At 44.7% G+C, this 17,541-nt stretch carries 18 protein-coding genes; 15 read left to right on the top strand and 3 right to left on the bottom strand.

Translation table 11 applies throughout. The features are described 5' to 3' along the window. Positions 1-189: 189 nt before the first annotated feature. Together ACM1ND_RS14650 and lexA are read right to left on the bottom strand one after the other, a co-directional pair. Positions 190-492, bottom strand: a complete 303-nt coding sequence (locus ACM1ND_RS14650) for a hypothetical protein (RefSeq protein ID WP_028541732.1) — start codon at positions 490-492, stop codon at positions 190-192. A gap of 282 nt (positions 493-774) precedes the next feature. Continuing rightward, a complete protein-coding gene (gene lexA, locus ACM1ND_RS14645) occupies positions 775-1,401 on the bottom strand; it encodes a transcriptional repressor LexA (RefSeq protein WP_013310545.1) in 627 nt (208 codons plus the stop codon). A gap of 188 nt (positions 1,402-1,589) precedes the next feature. On the opposite strand from lexA, the gene ACM1ND_RS14640 reads away from it, so the two are divergent. From ACM1ND_RS14640 to ACM1ND_RS14625, 4 genes are all read left to right on the top strand, one after another. Next, complete coding sequence (locus ACM1ND_RS14640) at positions 1,590-1,958, top strand: LysM peptidoglycan-binding domain-containing protein (RefSeq protein WP_071559624.1); 369 nt, start codon at positions 1,590-1,592, stop codon at positions 1,956-1,958. Positions 1,959-2,066: 108 nt separating this feature from the next. Beyond that, positions 2,067-2,273, top strand: a complete 207-nt coding sequence (locus tag ACM1ND_RS14635; RefSeq protein WP_013310543.1) for a DUF896 domain-containing protein — start codon at positions 2,067-2,069, stop codon at positions 2,271-2,273. 120 nt (positions 2,274-2,393) lie between these two features. Further along, positions 2,394-2,903: a hypothetical protein gene (locus ACM1ND_RS14630; RefSeq protein ID WP_023989003.1), complete on the top strand. Its 510-nt coding sequence runs from the start codon at positions 2,394-2,396 to the stop codon at positions 2,901-2,903. A gap of 155 nt (positions 2,904-3,058) precedes the next feature. Next, positions 3,059-3,853, top strand: a complete 795-nt coding sequence (locus ACM1ND_RS14625) for an HAD family hydrolase (protein WP_316244474.1) — start codon at positions 3,059-3,061, stop codon at positions 3,851-3,853. Between the two features lie 99 nt (positions 3,854-3,952). On the opposite strand, the gene ACM1ND_RS14620 is transcribed toward ACM1ND_RS14625, so the two are convergent. Continuing rightward, complete coding sequence (locus ACM1ND_RS14620) at positions 3,953-4,495, bottom strand: 1,2-dihydroxy-3-keto-5-methylthiopentene dioxygenase (RefSeq protein WP_264453688.1); 543 nt, start codon at positions 4,493-4,495, stop codon at positions 3,953-3,955. 279 nt (positions 4,496-4,774) lie between these two features. Between ACM1ND_RS14620 and metH the strand changes: the two genes are divergently transcribed. From metH to ACM1ND_RS14565, 11 genes are all read left to right on the top strand, one after another. Then, positions 4,775-8,215, top strand: a complete 3,441-nt coding sequence (metH, locus tag ACM1ND_RS14615) for a methionine synthase (RefSeq protein ID WP_028541730.1) — start codon at positions 4,775-4,777, stop codon at positions 8,213-8,215. Between the two features lie 79 nt (positions 8,216-8,294). Then, positions 8,295-9,224 (top strand): ribonuclease Z, encoded by a 930-nt coding sequence (rnz, locus tag ACM1ND_RS14610; RefSeq protein ID WP_028541729.1) that lies wholly within the window; start codon positions 8,295-8,297, stop codon positions 9,222-9,224. A gap of 464 nt (positions 9,225-9,688) precedes the next feature. Then, positions 9,689-10,537 carry a TIGR01457 family HAD-type hydrolase gene (locus ACM1ND_RS14605; RefSeq protein ID WP_081326439.1) on the top strand — a complete coding sequence of 283 codons (849 nt, stop codon included), beginning with the start codon at positions 9,689-9,691 and terminating at the stop codon, positions 10,535-10,537. A 70-nt stretch (positions 10,538-10,607) separates the two neighbouring features. Then, positions 10,608-11,426 (top strand): Fpg/Nei family DNA glycosylase, encoded by an 819-nt coding sequence (locus tag ACM1ND_RS14600; RefSeq protein ID WP_028541727.1) that lies wholly within the window; start codon positions 10,608-10,610, stop codon positions 11,424-11,426. Beyond that, positions 11,416-12,264: a deoxyribonuclease IV gene (locus ACM1ND_RS14595; RefSeq protein ID WP_175405310.1), complete on the top strand. Its 849-nt coding sequence runs from the start codon at positions 11,416-11,418 to the stop codon at positions 12,262-12,264. The genes ACM1ND_RS14600 and ACM1ND_RS14595 overlap by 11 nt, the downstream gene beginning before the upstream one ends. A 72-nt stretch (positions 12,265-12,336) precedes the next feature. Then, positions 12,337-12,675, top strand: a complete 339-nt coding sequence (locus ACM1ND_RS14590; RefSeq protein ID WP_025724126.1) for a cyclic-phosphate processing receiver domain-containing protein — start codon at positions 12,337-12,339, stop codon at positions 12,673-12,675. After that, on the top strand, positions 12,672-12,986 hold the full coding sequence (locus tag ACM1ND_RS14585; RefSeq protein ID WP_023988994.1) for a thioredoxin family protein: 315 nt from the start codon (positions 12,672-12,674) through the stop codon (positions 12,984-12,986). Before ACM1ND_RS14590 ends, ACM1ND_RS14585 begins: the two co-directional genes overlap by 4 nt. Beyond that, positions 12,983-13,756, top strand: coding sequence for an ABC transporter ATP-binding protein (locus ACM1ND_RS14580; RefSeq protein ID WP_023988993.1), 774 nt, complete (start codon positions 12,983-12,985; stop codon positions 13,754-13,756). Before ACM1ND_RS14585 ends, ACM1ND_RS14580 begins: the two co-directional genes overlap by 4 nt. Before the next feature lie 22 nt (positions 13,757-13,778). Then, positions 13,779-14,837, top strand: a complete 1,059-nt coding sequence (locus ACM1ND_RS14575; protein WP_075155058.1) for an SAM-dependent methyltransferase — start codon at positions 13,779-13,781, stop codon at positions 14,835-14,837. 181 nt (positions 14,838-15,018) lie between these two features. Then, on the top strand, positions 15,019-16,512 hold the full coding sequence (locus ACM1ND_RS14570) for a serine/threonine-protein kinase (protein WP_316244473.1): 1,494 nt from the start codon (positions 15,019-15,021) through the stop codon (positions 16,510-16,512). 39 nt (positions 16,513-16,551) lie between these two features. After that, on the top strand, positions 16,552-17,538 hold the full coding sequence (locus ACM1ND_RS14565) for an SAF domain-containing protein (protein ID WP_023988990.1): 987 nt from the start codon (positions 16,552-16,554) through the stop codon (positions 17,536-17,538). The last annotated feature ends 3 nt before the right edge of the window (positions 17,539-17,541 follow it).

Raw genomic sequence — 17,541 nt, 5'->3', positions numbered from 1 at the left:
GATAGTAATGTATCAGCATAAATCTATTAAAAGCAAAAAGAAGCTAGTACCTATATTCCTAATGGATAATAAAAAAACTCATGCGAACCTGTCTTCGCCTTTTCAACTTTACGTTGCAGGAGAATGTTACAGGCAGGTCGGCATGAGTCTAATAGTGTAGATAAAGATAATAGGCAGTTAGTATGAAAATTATTTACTATTAAGAGTGTTAAGTTTTTTCTCGTAGTACGCCTCTTGAGCAAGAATATGATTCAGTTGTTCAGAGAGCTGTTTATATTCTTGGCTGTCTTCTGGATAATTATTTCTTTCGAAAATTACAGCTTCGAGTTGCTTTTCTAAATACCTGAAATGGATAAGTATTTGTATATACTTAATACGGTCATAGGTTGTTATGTGGGAGTTCTCTTTTGCATACAAATGATCCATTGTTGGAACTACACAGCTTATGGCGATAAATATCACAACAAACGCTGAAATTATAATTTTTTTCATTTAATTCCTCCTACAGAGCTATAAGTAATTAATATACCATATTTATCTAAAACAAAGAAAGATCTATTAGTTTTGCCCATGACAGTATAGCTGCTCAAGGTCAGTGGGGGATTATTTGAGATGAGGAGGCTGATTTTTAGTAGAAAAAATAGGGATAGGTTGCTGAAATGAAAAAATAGTTGTGAGATACATAATAAACATAATAGCAATACAAAACCGGCTTGCCCTAGGCAGCCGGTTTTGTATTAGTGGATAGAATAACGGGGAAGAAAGAACGAGAAATCAGTGGAAGTCCCGGAAGAGTCCTACAACCTTGCCCAAAATGCTGACGTGTGTCAGGCGAAGCGGTTCAAAGGCTGGATTTTCAGGTTGAAGCCGAATATGATCCTTTTCTTTGTAGAAGGTTTTAACTGTAGCTTCGTCTTCATCTGTCATAGCTACAACAATATCACCATTATCAGCGGTCTGCTGCTGACGTACGATTACATAGTCTCCGTTAGCAATACCAGCTTCAATCATGCTTTCGCCTACAACAGATAACATGAATATTTTATCCTCACCAACAAAGTGTTGGGGAAGAGGAAAGTAATCTTCAATATTTTCTGTCGCCGTAATAGGAAGGCCAGCAGTTACTTTGCCGACGACGGGGACACGACTAATGGAGTAATTAATCAAGTTGCTGTTATCCGATTCGTCTTGACCGAGTAACTCAATAGCCCGTGGTTTTGTAGGATCGCGGCGAATGAGTCCTTTTTTCTCTAAACGATCCAAATGACCATGAACCGTAGAACTGGAGGCTAATCCGACAGCCTCGCCTATTTCGCGTACAGAAGGGGGGTATCCCTTTAGACGCACTTCATTGCGGATAAATTCAAGAATGGCCTGCTGGCGGCTCGAAATCTTAGACATACCGTATCAACCCCATTTAGTAACGTTTGGGAAAATTATAGCATAGAACCTCCGTTCGTACAAACATAAGTTCTAAATAATCCCTGAAAATAATTGCGAACTTTTGTTCTCTTTTCTATTGAACAAAACAAATGTTCGTGTTATATTGTGAAAACATAAGAACAAACGTTTGGAGGACACAGCCAATGATGAAATATAGCACTTATCAAAGTATTTTTCCGATGAATTTAGAAAATTTACAGGAGACTCGAAAAGAGGGTAGGGCACGTTTTATGCAGATTATTACCAATACTCTTTTACTTAAGCTTCTTATTATAGTGATTGTTGCTTGGATTGCAGGGGCAGGTGTACTTACAGTTTTCGCGGCACCTTCAGCTTCCAAGGAAGAAGTGACTAAACTGACCGTACAACCTGGGGATACGTTGTGGGAGATTGCCGCAAATCATAAACCGGAACGAATGGATACACGGGTATATATAGAAGGAATTGTGCGGATTAACGGTTTGGAGGATCGGGGAGTGCAAGTAGGTCAGGTACTCAAGCTTCCTAACTTCTGATCTATAGACTATTAGAGCTTGTCAGGGAGCGTAATACGGGAGCCTTGACAAGCTCTTTTCTACATGTCAAAGTGTATTATATCTTTGCTTTTATGGAGGGGACACAATTTGGATATAGACAGCTTGGTACAGCGCATTAATGAATTAGCGCGCAAAGCAAAATCCGAGGGTTTGACGGAAGAGGAAGCCACAGAGCGCGCCAATCTTCGGGAAATTTATTTAGGTAACATTCGCCGTAATTTTCGGCAGCAGCTTGAGACGATTGAATTTGTGGACGATGATACATCGAAAGGAAATGACGGGCTGAAGCATTAATGTTGTTAAAGTGCCCAAGCCTGCAATTTGCCTTTTGTTTTAGGTACCTTTTATGGTATCTATATAGATCAGCTTTGAGGCAATTGTTTTAATGTAATATATCTGGGAAGGAATTGAGAGATGGCCCGATCATTTGAAAGAAAAGTACGCAAAAACACAGCGCATTTAAATAAATCGCGCAAAAAGCAAGGCATTCAAACCATTAGCGGCGCAGGTTCTACAATGGATATTTTCCGTGGCCGTAACATTACTGTGCCAATTATGCTGGCTGGTCTTTCTGTATTGTACATGCTTATGAGTTACTTTTTGACTAAGACCGGTATGCGAGGGATGGATTGGCTTGTATTCGGCCTGTACTTGATGCTGGCTGTTATCTTTTTCATCCGTCGTCCTTATTTGAAAGTGGGAAAGGATACTCTCTATATGCTGAAAGGTGGTAGAGAACGTCCAATGACGGCAGGGGACATGAAAGCCATCAAGATTGAAAAGGGTTACGTAACCGTTGAAAGAAAAGGTAAGGGTGGTAATTTTATTTTCACAAAATCATTAGGTCGCTATGACACGGATGCCATTGCAGAGCGACTTGAGAAGTTTGCGCTATCCAATCAGATACAGGTAGACAAGAAATAACTGATTTAGCCTGTAGCTCTGTAACAAAGGCCGTATGATGTTATTTCATATAACATGCTGCGGCCGCTTGCTTAATATGGGCACACATAACGATTCAAATGCTTAATCAAGCAAATAGGCGTACATATACTGTGGAAAGAGAGTGGATAATTCAGATGACGATTCAGGCGGTAATGTTTGATCTTGATGATACCCTTTTGTGGGATGAACGTAGTGTAGAAGAGGCATTTGATGCAGCGTGTCAAACAGGCTCCCGTGAAGCAGGCGTTGATCCAAAAACTCTGGAGGAAGCCGTACGTAAGGAAGCACGCGCTTTGTATGAATCCTATGAAACCTTTAGTTTTACTCAAATGATCGGCATTAATCCGTTTGAAGGATTGTGGGCGAATTTTACAGCAGGTGAGCAACCTGAATTCCGCCAATTGGAACAGTTGGCCCCTGTTTATCGAAAGGAATCATGGCGCAGAGGACTCCAGCAACTAGGGATAGATAATGAGAAGTTGGCGGAAAAGCTGGCTACCCAATTTGCTTCGGAAAGACGCGCGCGTCCACATGTATATGAAGAAACGTTCGAGATTCTAGAACAATTGAAGGGACGTTACAAGCTGTTATTGCTGACAAATGGCTCCCCTGATCTACAACAGGAGAAACTGGATGGAGTTCCTCAATTAGCTCCTTTCTTTGATCATGTTGTCATTTCAGGTTCATTTGGTCGAGGCAAGCCTGATCCGTCTATATTCCAGCATGCTTTGGGGCTTCTTGGTATTGAGCCTGAACATGCTTTAATGGTAGGAGATAAACTGACGACTGATATTCAAGGAGCGTTGGCAGCAGGTGTACACTCGGTCTGGGTGAACCGAAACACTAAAACCAATACCACAGAGATCAAGCCGAAGTTCCAAATCAAGCATCTGTCTGAATTGGACGGAATTATTCAATCGTTAAAGTAAGAAATCAATAGTCTTTAGAAACGAGTATTAAGAAAACTCCCTTCGCTATTGTTACAGAGCAGAGGGAGTTTTTTTATTCACACAAGGATAAATTCGTAATTATGCTTTAATGAAGGTTGGATCTTCATACGGTTCGGCAATCCAGCCATTTTCTTCGATGAACAAGCGGATTGCGACGATCTTTTGATTCTCCATTAAAGTGAAGAAGTGAGGTATATTTTCAGGTACAGAGATAACGTCCCCCGGTGAAAGCTCTACGTTAAAATAGCCGATCTCTTCAGGGCCTTTAATGATGAAGATGCCTTTACCAGCGACAATGGCACGGATTTCATCCTCGGTGTGGGTGTGAATTTGCTCAAACTTGGCCAGCAGCTCGTCCAAATTCGGCGTTGCTTCAGATAAAGTGATAACGTCCCATATTTTATATCCGCGACGTGCGGCTAAATCCTTGATTTCAGGTTCAAATGTTTTGAGAACAGCGGCCTTTTGATTATCTGTTAAGGTAAAGTTTTCTTGCAACTCCCCAGACAATTTGGAAGCATCCCAATGTTCATACAATATCTCGTGACTCTCCAGAAATTCACGTACTTGTTCTTCACCGCTAATTCGTTCATTCGTATTACGTATTAAGATTTCGGCCATATATATTCCCTCTTTTCCACTTGGATTAATGTTGTATAAAGAATACCATGTCTTGAAACGTTGTACAATACAGGATTTCAACATTTTATAATGCAAATGACCATAGCTAAAGGATGCAGGGTTAAGTACGCTCTATAATGCTACAAACTATAAAAATGGATAAGAGAAGTCATTTTTACAAAGAACAACCTGTATAAAACGTATGTTTTTACTTCAATCTATCTAAATGATACGGTTTCTGCTAAACTAGGATTTAACGTTTTGCGGGGGTGAAGAAATTTGGATAAAGTTAGCTTGCAGGATGCATTACAACGAAGAATACTCCTTCTTGATGGGGCCATGGGCACCATGATTCAACAGGAAGACCTTTCCCCCGATGATTTTGGTGGGGAAGAGCTGGAGGGCTGTAATGAAATGCTGGTCTTAACGAGACCGGATGTCATTCAAGGGATTCATGAAGCATACTTGAAGGCCGGAGCAGATCTAATTGAAACGAATACATTTGGAGCAACATCCGTCGTTTTGGCGGATTACGATATACCAGAACGTGCCCGTGAAATTAATCTGGTGGCGGCCAAACTGGCGCGTAACGCGGTGGATAAATACAGCACTGCGGACAAGCCTCGTTTTGTAGTAGGAGCTATGGGCCCAACCACGAAAACCTTGTCTGTCACAGGTGGGGTTACATTTGCTGAGCTGATTGAAAGCTATCAAGAGCAGGCCTTGGCGCTTATTGAAGGCGGCGTGGATGTACTCCTTTTGGAGACCTCACAGGATACGCTTAACGTCAAAGCTGGAAGCATCGGAATTCGGCAAGCTTTTGAGCAGACAGGTATCGAGCTTCCGCTAATGATTTCAGGCACGATTGAGCCTATGGGAACGACGTTGGCCGGACAAAATATCGAATCCTTTTGCATATCACTGGAACACTTGCACCCAATTTCGATTGGATTGAATTGTGCTACAGGTCCAGAGTTTATGCGTGATCATATTCGCTCTCTGTCTGAAATGTCCTCTGCAGCTATTAGCTGTTATCCAAATGCGGGCTTGCCCGATGAAAATGGCCAATACCATGAATCGCCTGATTCATTAGCACGTAAAATGGCTGCTTTTGCTGAAAAAGGCTGGTTGAATATTGCTGGGGGTTGTTGTGGTACCACGCCTGAGCATATTCGAGTTATGAGTGAAAGTATGGCGCAGTTTGAGCCGCGTCCGCTGGTAGGTCATCATCCTCCTGCCGTATCGGGCATTGAGCCTGTATATATTGAACAGGACAATCGTCCGTATATGGTTGGTGAGCGAACGAATGTTCTGGGCTCCCGCAAATTCAAGCGTTTGATCGTGGAAGGCAAATATGAAGAGGCATCTGAAATTGCCCGTGCTCAGGTAAAAAGCGGAGCGCATGTCATTGATATTTGTGTGCAGGACCCGGATCGCGATGAAATGACGGATATGGAAGCATTTTTGAAACTGGTTGTAAACAAGGTAAAGGTACCTTTGGTGATTGATACCACGGATATTAAAGTCATTGATACAGCACTTCAATATTCGCAAGGCAAGGCAATAATTAACTCCATTAATTTGGAGGATGGTGAAGAGAAATTTGAGAAAATGGCTCCTCTTATTCATAAGTACGGCGCCGCTGTTGTTGTTGGAACAATTGATGAACGCGGACAGGCTATTTCACGTGAGGATAAGCTTGAGGTAGCTAAACGTTCTTATGATCTGTTGGTGAACCGTTACGGTTTGGCAGCGGAGGATCTAATTTTTGATACGCTCGTATTCCCAGTAGGAACAGGTGATGAGCAATATATCGGTTCAGCTAAGGAAACCATTGAGGGCATTCGCATTATTAAAGAAGCGCTTCCCGGGGTGCATACCATCCTGGGCATCAGTAACGTATCTTTTGGTTTGCCGGAAGCGGGTCGTGAAGTGCTCAATTCCGTCTATTTATATGAATGCACCAAAGCAGGTCTGGACTATGCGATTGTAAACACTGAGAAGCTTGAACGTTATGCATCCATTCCAGAGCATGAGCGGAAACTTGCGGAAGACTTGATCTATAAAACAAATGACGATACTTTATCCGCTTTTGTAGCAGCTTTCCGTAACAAGAAAGTGGAGAAAAAAGAAAAGATATCAAACCTTTCGCTCGAAGAACGACTGGCTTCCTATGTAGTCGAGGGAAGTAAGGAGGGACTCATTCCGGATCTGGAGCAAGCGCTCGTGAAATATTCTTCGCTGGAGATTATTAACGGCCCGCTGATGAAGGGGATGGAGGAAGTAGGACGACTGTTTAACAATAACGAACTGATTGTTGCGGAGGTGCTGCAAAGCGCTGAAGTGATGAAGGCGTCCGTAGCCTATTTAGAGCCGTTCATGGAGAAGAATGAATCCTCAGTAAAAGGTAAGATTTTGTTGGCTACAGTCAAAGGTGATGTGCATGACATTGGTAAGAATCTGGTGGAGATTATTCTATCCAACAATGGTTACCATATCGTGAATCTGGGTATAAAAGTACCACCAGAACGCATTATTGAGGCTTACCGTGAAGAAAAGGCCGATATGATTGGCTTATCCGGACTGCTTGTTAAATCGGCACAACAAATGGTGCTGACCGCACAGGATTTGAAAAATGCGAATATTGATATTCCAATAATGGTTGGTGGAGCTGCTTTAACACGTAAGTTCACTAAAAATCGTATCCGTCCTGAGTATGATGGTCTGGTTGCCTATGCAAAGGATGCTATGGATGGGCTGGATATTGCCAACAAGCTTATGAATCCTGAGTCCCGCAAAAAAATGGCTGAGGACATGGAGGCTGAGCGGGAGGCTGAAGCGGCAATAGTCGTGGAAGCTAAGCCGCTCCCTAAGCTCACTCGAGCTGTGCGCTCTAACATTGCTCAGGATCTGCCCGTCTATATTCCACCAGATACGGATCGTCATGTACTGCGTAATTATCCACTGAATTATATTTTGCCTTACGTGAATATGCAAATGCTAATGGGGCATCATCTTGGTTTAAAAGGCAATGTTGAGCAGCTGCTGGCTTCGGAAGATCCGAAAGCGATTCAGTTGAAGGAAACCGTGGACAGCATCATGTTTGAAGCTGTGACGGACGGAATCATCCAGGCACATGCTATGTATCGTTTCTTTCCAGCGCAGTCCCAAGGAAATCAAATTCTGATCTATGATCCGTCGGATGTGAGCAAGGTACTGCACACATTTACATTCCCGCGCCAGCAGGTAGAGCCTTATCTATGTCTGGCTGATTTCTTGAAATCAGTGGAATCCGGGGTTATGGACTATGTAGGTTTCATGGTCGTTACAGCTGGTCATGGGATTCAGCAGATATCTACCCGGTGGAAAGATAAAGGGGATTATCTGCGCTCGCATGCACTTCAAGCGGTAGCACTCGAAGTAGCAGAAGGGTTAGCGGAACGGCTTCACCATATTATCAGGGATAGCTGGGGGTTCCCAGACCCTGCCGATATGACAATGAAACAGCGACACGGTGCCAGATATCAAGGCATACGGGTATCCTTTGGCTATCCGGCATGTCCAGATCTGGAGGATCAGGGGCCGTTGTTCCAGTTGTTAAAACCTGAGGATATTGGCGTTGAGCTGACGGAAGGGTTTATGATGGAACCGGAGGCTTCTGTATCAGCCATGGTGTTCAGCCACCCTCAGGCGCAGTATTTTAACGTCGAAAAGGTTTAACACCTTTATCAGATAGGATAGCAAATACCCTCCGAGCTTCGGAGGTTTTTTGCTGGTCAGCAGGAAGAAGGTTAATGTTATGGAATTTTATTTTCTCGGTACAAATGCAGGGGTGCCTACGATTCAGCGAAATGTAACGTCCATCGCTCTTCGTTTGCTGGAAGAACGAAGAAGCATGTGGCTGTTCGACTGTGGCGAAGGCACTCAACAAGAGGTATTGCGTTCGCCGCTCAAACTAAGCAGACTTGAAAAAATATTTATCACCCATTTGCATGGGGATCATCTTTTCGGTCTGCCGGGACTGCTGTCGAGCAGGGCGTATCAGGGGGGAACGACACCACTGACGGTATATGGACCGCCTGGAATCCAGCAATATATCGAGCTATCTTTAGGGATCAGCCAATCGCGTATCAATTACCAACTACATATTGTGGAGCATACGGGCGGGGTTCTGTTTGATGACGGTCAATTCCGGGTGGAGTCAGCTTTACTGGATCATCGGATCGACAGCTATGGCTACCGAGTTGTAGAGATGGATAAGCCCGGTAAGCTTAACCAAGAGCTGTTGGAGCGATATGGTATTAAGCCCGGCCCGGTGTACGGTAAGTTAAAGCGTGGGGAAAGCGTGGAGGTAGAAGGTGGAGTTATTTTGCATCCTCAGGATGTACTGGGTTCGCCGAAAAAAGGGCGTATCATCACGATTTTAGGGGATACGAGACCTTGTCCGAATACGGTAGTGCTGGCTCAAGATGCAACTGTCGTCGTTCATGAAGCCACTTTTCTGCATGAACTGTCAGATACAGCATACGAGTATCATCATAGTACGGCGCTTCAAGCAGCGGAAGCTGCAAAAGCCGCAGGTGCGGGTCAGCTAATCATGACGCATTTTAGTTCTAGGTATAAAGATCAGGAGCAGCTTCAGCCATTGCTGGAGGAAGCGCGAAGCATATTTCCCAATTCATTGCTTGCGGAGCAGCATGTGTTGTTATCGGTACCTGATATCGGTTAATAAACGATTGGAGAAGATATGTGCATGGGTGCCGGGGCAAGCCCCGGTGCCTTTGTTTTTCACCCAAATTATTTTCCGGGAAAGCGCAGGATGCGACAAGAGATGAGAACCCGTACACGGTGGTAGGGGATGAATTTGTTCTACCACATATAGAGGCGTGTCATATTCGAGTTTCTATATATCGAATTTAAAGGATTCTATTTCTTGAGTATGACCAGGAAATACAGGAGATTTCCTTTGAGGAAATAGCTCCTTCGATGGATTTCGACGAAGAAGTGAACTTATGTCATGTGAAAGCGACGGCTTTTAGCGAGGAATGGCGCCATTTTGGAGGGTTTACCAGCAATTCATGGACTTCATAAGCATTTTTGACTTAAGATAGATGAGATGAATGGAGACGGCCGATTATTTAATGACCTGAATAATTAAGGTGGTTAAATAAGAAGGAGAACATCGTTCATAGGATGAATTATAATTTTCAATGCTATGATGTGAATGGATTTGAAGTGGGGGAGGGGATTGCGATAAAATCGTTACTAATTGATCTGGATGGAACACTTTATCATGGAAATCGGATGATCAAGGGTGCGGATCTGTTCATATCCCGATTGCGTACAGACCAGATACCTTATGCTTATGTTACCAACAATGCTTCACGTACACCCGAATTGGTGGCTGAGCATTTGGTTGGTATGGGAATTGAAGCGGCCAGCCATGAAGTATATACTTCGGCGTTAGCAGCTGCACAATATGTTGCACAGCAAAGTCCTGGAGCTCGTGTCTATTGTATTGGTGAAACAGGATTACGCGATGCACTCACAGGAGCCGGTTTGCAGCTTGTTGAGAACCATCCTGATTATGTGGTGCAGGGGATAGATCGTCAATTTACATATGATGCGCTGGCCGCTGCCATGCGTTGGATTCGGGAAGGAGCAACTTTTATTTTGACAAACCCGGATCTCCAATTGCCTTCACATGATGGGCTAACGCCAGGTGCAGGTACGATTGGAGCTGCAATTGAAGCTGCTTCACAGGTAAAGCCTATTGTCATCGGCAAGCCTTCAAGCGTATTGATGAACTATGCGCTGAACCGCTTAAACATTAGGGCGGATGAAGCTCTGGTTGTGGGCGATAATATGCTTACAGATATTGCGGCAGGTGCAGCAGCAGGTTGTAAAACAGCTCTGATCCTGTCGGGCGTGACGACCCGCGCTAATATGGATGAACATGTGCGTACCGTTGGAGTGAAACCTGACCTGATGTTTGAAAATCTCGCTGAACTGCAGGACTGGATGAAAGAAGAGCTGAAATAATAGAAAGTATATGTCTTACAAAACTTGCGAGAATTAAAAGCTATGTAGCTACGAAAGGAAAGATGTTGATATGCCGGAACTTCCTGAAATGGAAAACTACAGAATCTTATTATCAAAACAAATTTTGGACATTCCGATTACTGGAGTGACGGTTAGCCGTGAAAAGTCCATTAATACTGAAGTGGAAACGTTTGAGAAGCAATTGCTGGGAACGACCGTTGTATATTTAGAGCGTCGAGGCAAGCATTTGATTTTTCATTTAAACACGGGCGGGCGGCTCGTACTTCATCTGATGTTGGGAGGACTGTTATATCTGGGAACGGAGGAGCAGCGTCCAGATCGTACAGTTCAGATCGAATTAGATTTTAGTGGATTAAAGCTTTATTTTATCGGACTGCGCTTAGGTTATCTGCACTTGCTAACGGCTAAAGAAACAGAAGAAGCTTTGTCAGACCTGGGACCTGATCCGTTAGACCGTCGCATGACTTTGGAAAAGTTTACAGCACGTCTGAAGGGACGCCGGGGGATTTTGAAAACAACGCTGGTGAATCAGCAGATTTTTTCGGGTATTGGCAATTGTTATTCAGACGAAATTGCTTATATCGCCGGATTTACACCGGGTTCCAAAGTACAAAACATTGTGCAGTCCCCAGAAAAAGTGGAAAAACTATATCATGCCACTCAATCCGTACTACGTGAAGCTACTGCGGAAGGCGGGTACATGGAAATGCCTCTAATGGAGGGGGACACGCTAACAGGTGGATTTGATCATCAGTGTCGAGTATATGACCGCGAAGGAGAAGAATCTCCAAGTGGCGGAAAAATTGTAAGGGTTGAACTGGCGGGGAAAAAAGCATTTTATTGCCCGGTACAGCAGCATGATGCCTAAATTGCTTATCGGCTCCCATGTGAGTACGCGTGGTGGCTTTTCCAAAGCCGCTATGCGTGCGCGAGAGCAGGGGGGACGTTCATTTCAATATTTCCCAAAAAATCCTCGTATTCTGAGACTGAAGGAATGGAGTGCTACTGATGCTGCTGCTTGCAACGCTTACTGTGTAGAGCACCAGCTTCAATCCATTGCTCATTCGCCATATCCCGTTAATCCGGCTCATGGGTCCGAGCGTGGTCAGGAACTTTATGAGCTGACGATTGCTTCATTACGCAATGATCTGGATATTGCTGAAGCCTGTGGGTCAAAAGGGATTGTCGTTCATTTTGGTCACATGCATTCGTTAGACCCTCTAGAGGGCTATCGTAACATCATTAACTGTTTTAATGATGTGCTGGAAGGCTGGCAGGGAAATGCTAAAATATTGATTGAAAATCAGGCGGGGGATCATGGACCTATGGGAACCACGCTTGAGGAAATGGTGCAAATCCGTCAGTTGTGCCGGTATCCTGACAGTATCGGCTTTTGCTTGGACACTTGTCATGCGTATGCAGCAGGATTGTGGAACGGTGGAATGGACGAGGCTTTGATCGATAAAGGAAACCGTCTCGGCTATTGGTCAGCTCTATGCGGAGTTCACTTGAACGATTCTAAATACCCGTATGGCTCTAAAAAAGACAGACACGCTCGTGTGGGGCAAGGCTACATTGGTACTGAGGGCATGCGCTGGATGACAGATCAGGAGGCTGTAAGAGGCATTCCTATCGTTTTGGAGAGTGAGACGGGACCTGATGGGACACATCAGGAGGATATTCAAATGATTCTAAGCTGGGAGTAAATCAGTCTGATTGGTAATAACTATCTTTGAGGCTTGTGAGCTTGCATTTATGGGAAAAAGGAGGAGAAGTTGATGTATTTGTTTATGGACGATTATCGGCCTTGTCCTCCGGGCTTTAAGCTGGCAAGAGATGCGGATGAGTGTCTACTGCTACTTCATGAATACCCTATTTCAATACTATCGCTAGATTATGATTTGGGTCCAGGTCAGCCTACGGGAAAGGATGTGGCTGCTGCTATCGCAGGGAAACGGTTATATCCACGTGAAATTTACTTGCATTCCTCCAGTCCAGAGGGGCGGCGAGCCATGTACGAGCTACTCTATGCGAATAAGCCAGAGGGAGTCACCGTGCATAACGGGCCCATACCCGAGGAGCGTATGCGAGAGATCAGAAAAGGGTCTGAACGATGAAAGAGATCGGACAAAAAGAGGTGCGCCGTGCCATATGGGAGGGATGCAAGCTGGCTTTGTTTGTGTACACTCCCATGTGTGGAACATGCGCGGCTGCCCGTAAAATGCTGGAGGTAGCAGAGTATTTGCTCCCTGAAGAAGCAGTGGTACAGAGCAACATTAACTATATTCCTGAACTGGTACAGGAGTACCGGATATCCAGTGTTCCCGCGCTTCTTATATATAATGGTGAAAACAAAAATCCTGAAATCATCTACAAAATGGAATCTGTAGAACACTTGCTGAGCAAAATAAGGAGCGTGATGGAATGATATCCATGAAGAGCATTACGTTGCAGCGGGAAGAAAGACGGATTTTGGACGATGTAAGCCTGGACATACGAGAAGGTGAACATTGGGCTATTCTGGGTCGCAATGGCTCCGGTAAAACAACATTGCTGGAAATGATGACAGGGTATATGTTTCCAAGTCGTGGTACGGTTGAAGTGCTTGGGCAAATGTATGGTCAATGTGATGTGCGGGAAGTTCGCAAACAAATCGGATATATCAGCCAGACTTTGTTGGAAAAGCTGGCGCTAAAAGATCCCGTTTGGGAAGTCGTTGCTACAGGTGCATATGCTTTTTTGCGCTTTTATCAGGAAATTCCGACAGAGGCAAAAGAAAAGGCCATATCTTTGCTGGAGGGTATGAATTTAGGCGACTTGATTCATCACCCGCTGGGGACGTTATCTCAAGGAGAACGTAAAAAGGTGATGCTGGCCCGCTCACTGATGGCAGAACCTCGTCTGCTAATTATGGACGAGCCTTGTGCCGGGTTGGATCTATTTGAGCGGGAAAAAATGCTGGTCGAGATTGATCGGCTCCGCAAGCGGGAGTTATCAGTGGTCTATGTGACTCATCACATTGAGGAGATTGTCCCCCTCTTTACGCATGTTGCATTGATTCGTGATGGTAAGGTCGCAGCAGCTGGCCCGAAAAAGGAAGTTTTAACGAAAGAATTGATTATGCACACATATGAAGTTCCGGTTGAGCTGGATTGGGATGGAGAACGCCCCTGGATTCGGGTGTGCACTGGAGGGTAATGTTATTTTGGAGGAACTATATATCAGTACAGATGAACAAAGTGAATCTACTTTGTCATCATCAAGATTTGTTTGTACAGCCAATCACGGTTTTGCACCCTATGCTCAAGAGGAGCTTAGAAGAATATTTGGCTCTGTTAAAAGCACGATGCTTTTACCTGGTGAAATTTTTCTGGCTACATTACCTGCGGAAGAAATTGAGGCAGTGAGGACAATTACAGGTCAGCCGCCGATGTTTTTACGTCACTTATTTCCTGTTCATTTTCAGGAAGAAGGAACGGACCTGGTTCAGGTACAGGAGCGCCTGGTTGCATTCATCCGTAACCGCAAGGAACTGATTGATCAACGTGTTTCTTTACAAGTGCGCAAAGGATCTAATAGCAGTTGGATTGAAAGCGCAGGTGCGCTCAAGCAGGCTTTGAGTGAACAATTAAGTGATCTACCTATGGAGCAGACAGTACAAGGCGCCGATGTTATTGTGTCCGTTTTTGCAGATACAGATACGTGGTATGCAGGTGTATCGCGTCCTGAGGACAATCTATCGGATTGGAGCGGAGGCGCGGTTCGTTTTCAAAAAGAAGATGGACAAATTTCTCGTGCCAAATTCAAGCTATTGGAAGCAGAAGCAACGTTCGGCATAGATTTTGCCGCTTTCCATCAGGGACTGGATATTGGGGCAGCACCGGGTGGATGGACTTCCTTCTTACTGGAACGGGGACTGAAAGTTACAGCGGTTGATCCGGCAAAGATGGAGCCATCACTGATGAAGTACGCCAATCTGACTTTTTTGCGTAAAAATGCAAGTGAAGTCAAATTTAAAGAGAATTCGTTCGATCTGCTGGTTTGTGATATGAGCTGGAGTCCTAAGCAAATGGCAAGGCTCGTTACTGATTTACTATATAGTTTGCGAAGTGGTGGTACTGCTATCGTTACGGTCAAGCTAATGCATAAAAAGCCCTTGGCGCTCATTCATGATGTAATTGCTTCATTTGAAGAGTCCGGCATGCAGATTCAGCGAGCTAAGCAGCTATTCCATAACCGAGATGAGATCACCCTGTACATGATCAAGTATGGAAAATAATACTTTACAATGGATACAGGTGTGCTATATAATAAATCCAAATTGTTCCTTAAAAAATAATAATCACGTTTAAATCAAGGGAAAGCATCCCGCGAAAACGGTTTTCATGACGACATGGAAATTTGATTTTGCGGCAGCTTTCCCTTTTTTACGTTGTCTGCTTGAGAAAGGAGGTAGGAGAATAATGAAGCAACCATCACAGTTGGAATTCGGATCAATTATCGGTGAGCGGTACCGTATTGTTCGCACATTGGGTTCGGGAGGAATGAGCCGTGTGTTCATGGCAGAGGATTTAAAACTGCCAGGCAAGCAATGGGCGGTGAAGGAGTCGGTTGCCGGGCCACAAGTGATGAAGCTTGTACGCACGGAGGCAGAGATGCTGATTTCGCTAAGCCATCCACGTTTACCGAGAATTGTTGATTTTTTTGAGCATCCTCCATCTGGTGCGGTATATCTGGTCATGGATTACATCGAAGGAATTACGCTGGAAGCATACATGAAGGGCTACCAAGGCTATATTCCACAGGAGCAAATCGTCCCATTCGCTTTGCAGGTACTGGATGTATTGGACTATTTGCATACCCGTCAACCGCCAGTCATTTACCGGGATCTGAAACCAACGAATATTATGCTGACACCGGAAATGGAATTTATACTGATTGATTTTGGAATAGCGAGGAGCTATAAGGCTGAACTGGATCAAGATACGGTAAAGCTGGGCACAGTGGGCTTCGCTGCTCCGGAGCAATATGGAGCTGGTCAGACGGATGCTCGTTCAGACTTATACAGTTTGGGAGCGCTGCTATTGTATCTTTGTACAGGAGGCCAATATAGCGAGTGGACTGCGGGAGTAGAAGGGTATATTCGCGGAGAATTGCCCCGCCATTTGATCCCAGTGATTCGAAAACTGCTGCGTCAGCATCCTGAGGAACGATTTCAATCTGCCGGGGAGGTCATTGGAGAACTGCGGCGCAGTGCTGATTTTCAGCCTGCTCAACAAGGAATATCCGTTAATGATGCCTCAATGGATTATGCAGGTACAAGAGTAGTGGCTGTACTGGGTGTATCTGCCGGCTCCGGTGCTACGCATACAGCAATTGCGGTGAGCCACTATCTGGCTCGAAGGTCCCGCTCCGTAGCTTTGGTTGAGCTGCACAGCACAGCCAAAGCATTTGCCCGACTTCAAGAAGTCGTAGAAGGCACATCTGCTGGACAATCGAGTTCAAGTCGGCGTTTTGAAGTCGATGGAGTACATTACTGGCGACAAACATCTCGTGCGGATGTCATTTCTTTGTTGGGTGGTTCCTATAGATTTATCGTACTGGACCTGGGGAGTGGGCAGGACAATGAACGACTGGAAGAATTCTTGAGAGCCGATTATCCGCTCGTCGTTGGCTCAGGGGCCGAATGGAGAGTTCAGGATATAGCAGGGTTAGCCCGATCTCTTCAGCGCCATCCACAGCACAAATGGAATTACTGCTTGCCATTGGCAACCTCGGAGGCGGCCCGCAGGCTTCGTAAGGAGCTGGATCACGATAAAGTATTTGCTCTACCGTTCCACTCAGACCCCTTCGAACCGGATGATGAGATGGATCAGGTGTTGGACGAACTGTTTCGCGGAGTCATTCCAGATACCCGGAGAAGACGCTTCGTATTCCTTAAGCGACGGCGCTAGATAGAAGGTATATATCAAAAGAGGCAGGGGAGAAGTTGTGTGTCTAAGCTAAGAAAAAGCAGTAAACAAAAACTATACGCCGGTTGCATTGGCGCTGGGATTGTTGGCATTATCTTTGCCGGCTACCTTATGGTTAATATCCATCAAATGAATGAGGTCAGGAAACAGGCTGAGGTAGAGGCAGAACTGAAATGGAAAGTGTATGAACAGGAGCAACGAACCGCGAAAAAAGGCTGGGTGGTTGTCCGTGACATTTCTCCAGGTGAACAGATTGCATCTAATGATTTGAAGGGAATTAAAGTTCCCGGTTCTCAGGCTCCATCAAATTTGCTGGCAGATAAAAGTGAAGTTTCCGGAACCACAGCCAAGATTGAGCTTAAAAAAGGATCTGTGCTTACATCGGCTATGATAACTGCTGATGAACCCACACCTAAAGATTTACGCAACCGTGAGCTAAAGGTGGTGGTACTACCCAACAGCCTGAAGTCGGGGGACGAAGTGGATATTCGCATTCAATTTCCAACAGGTCAGGATTACATTCTATTATCTAAAAAGAAGATTTCCCGACTGGAAGGTCCAATTGTCTGGGTCACTTTGAATGAGCAGGAAATATTATCGCTTTCGAGCGCGATTGTTGATGCCTATCTGCATAAAGCATCCATTTATGCTCTGACATATGTCGATCCCCAATTTCAGCCCAAAGCAATCCCGACCTATCCGCCTAATGCGCAGGTGTTAGCGTTAATGAATAGTGATCCAAATTTGATACACATTGCTGAACAAAAGCTGTCCAAGCAGCTGCGGGATTCCCTTGAAAATGCAATTAATTCATCAAACAGTGTGATTTCAACACCTGTGGAAAGGAGTCTGAGTGAGGAAATTGCAGCTCAGCATGCGGGTGCTACTATAGAAAACCCAGCAAGCGGAATTGATGATACAAGAAATGAATATGAGAACGAGCAGGATCATCAAGAACAAACAAAGATTCTGACGCAGGACGGAAGCTCTGATCCGTATGCCAAATAAATG

It is taken from the genome of Paenibacillus sp. JJ1722, from assembly GCF_048282685.1.
GTDB lineage: Bacteria > Bacillota > Bacilli > Paenibacillales > Paenibacillaceae > Paenibacillus > Paenibacillus polymyxa_B.
Note: the sequence above shows the minus strand (reverse complement) of the source record. Positions and strands in the feature narration are given on the sequence as shown.

What these genes read in the sequence shown, in the direction of transcription:
- ACM1ND_RS14650 (WP_028541732.1), bottom strand. Translation starts at nt 492, where the DNA reads ATGAAAAAAATTATAATTTCAGCGTTTGTTGTGATATTTATCGCCATA.
- lexA (WP_013310545.1), bottom strand. Translation starts at nt 1,401, where the DNA reads ATGTCTAAGATTTCGAGCCGCCAGCAGGCCATTCTTGAATTTATCCGC.
- ACM1ND_RS14640 (WP_071559624.1), top strand. Translation starts at nt 1,590, where the DNA reads ATGAAATATAGCACTTATCAAAGTATTTTTCCGATGAATTTAGAAAAT.
- ACM1ND_RS14630 (WP_023989003.1), top strand. Translation starts at nt 2,394, where the DNA reads ATGGCCCGATCATTTGAAAGAAAAGTACGCAAAAACACAGCGCATTTA.
- ACM1ND_RS14625 (WP_316244474.1), top strand. Translation starts at nt 3,059, where the DNA reads ATGACGATTCAGGCGGTAATGTTTGATCTTGATGATACCCTTTTGTGG.
- ACM1ND_RS14620 (WP_264453688.1), bottom strand. Translation starts at nt 4,495, where the DNA reads ATGGCCGAAATCTTAATACGTAATACGAATGAACGAATTAGCGGTGAA.
- rnz (WP_028541729.1), top strand. Translation starts at nt 8,295, where the DNA reads ATGGAATTTTATTTTCTCGGTACAAATGCAGGGGTGCCTACGATTCAG.
- ACM1ND_RS14605 (WP_081326439.1), top strand. Translation starts at nt 9,689, where the DNA reads ATGAATTATAATTTTCAATGCTATGATGTGAATGGATTTGAAGTGGGG.
- ACM1ND_RS14600 (WP_028541727.1), top strand. Translation starts at nt 10,608, where the DNA reads ATGCCGGAACTTCCTGAAATGGAAAACTACAGAATCTTATTATCAAAA.
- ACM1ND_RS14595 (WP_175405310.1), top strand. Translation starts at nt 11,416, where the DNA reads ATGATGCCTAAATTGCTTATCGGCTCCCATGTGAGTACGCGTGGTGGC.
- ACM1ND_RS14590 (WP_025724126.1), top strand. Translation starts at nt 12,337, where the DNA reads ATGTATTTGTTTATGGACGATTATCGGCCTTGTCCTCCGGGCTTTAAG.
- ACM1ND_RS14585 (WP_023988994.1), top strand. Translation starts at nt 12,672, where the DNA reads ATGAAAGAGATCGGACAAAAAGAGGTGCGCCGTGCCATATGGGAGGGA.
- ACM1ND_RS14580 (WP_023988993.1), top strand. Translation starts at nt 12,983, where the DNA reads ATGATATCCATGAAGAGCATTACGTTGCAGCGGGAAGAAAGACGGATT.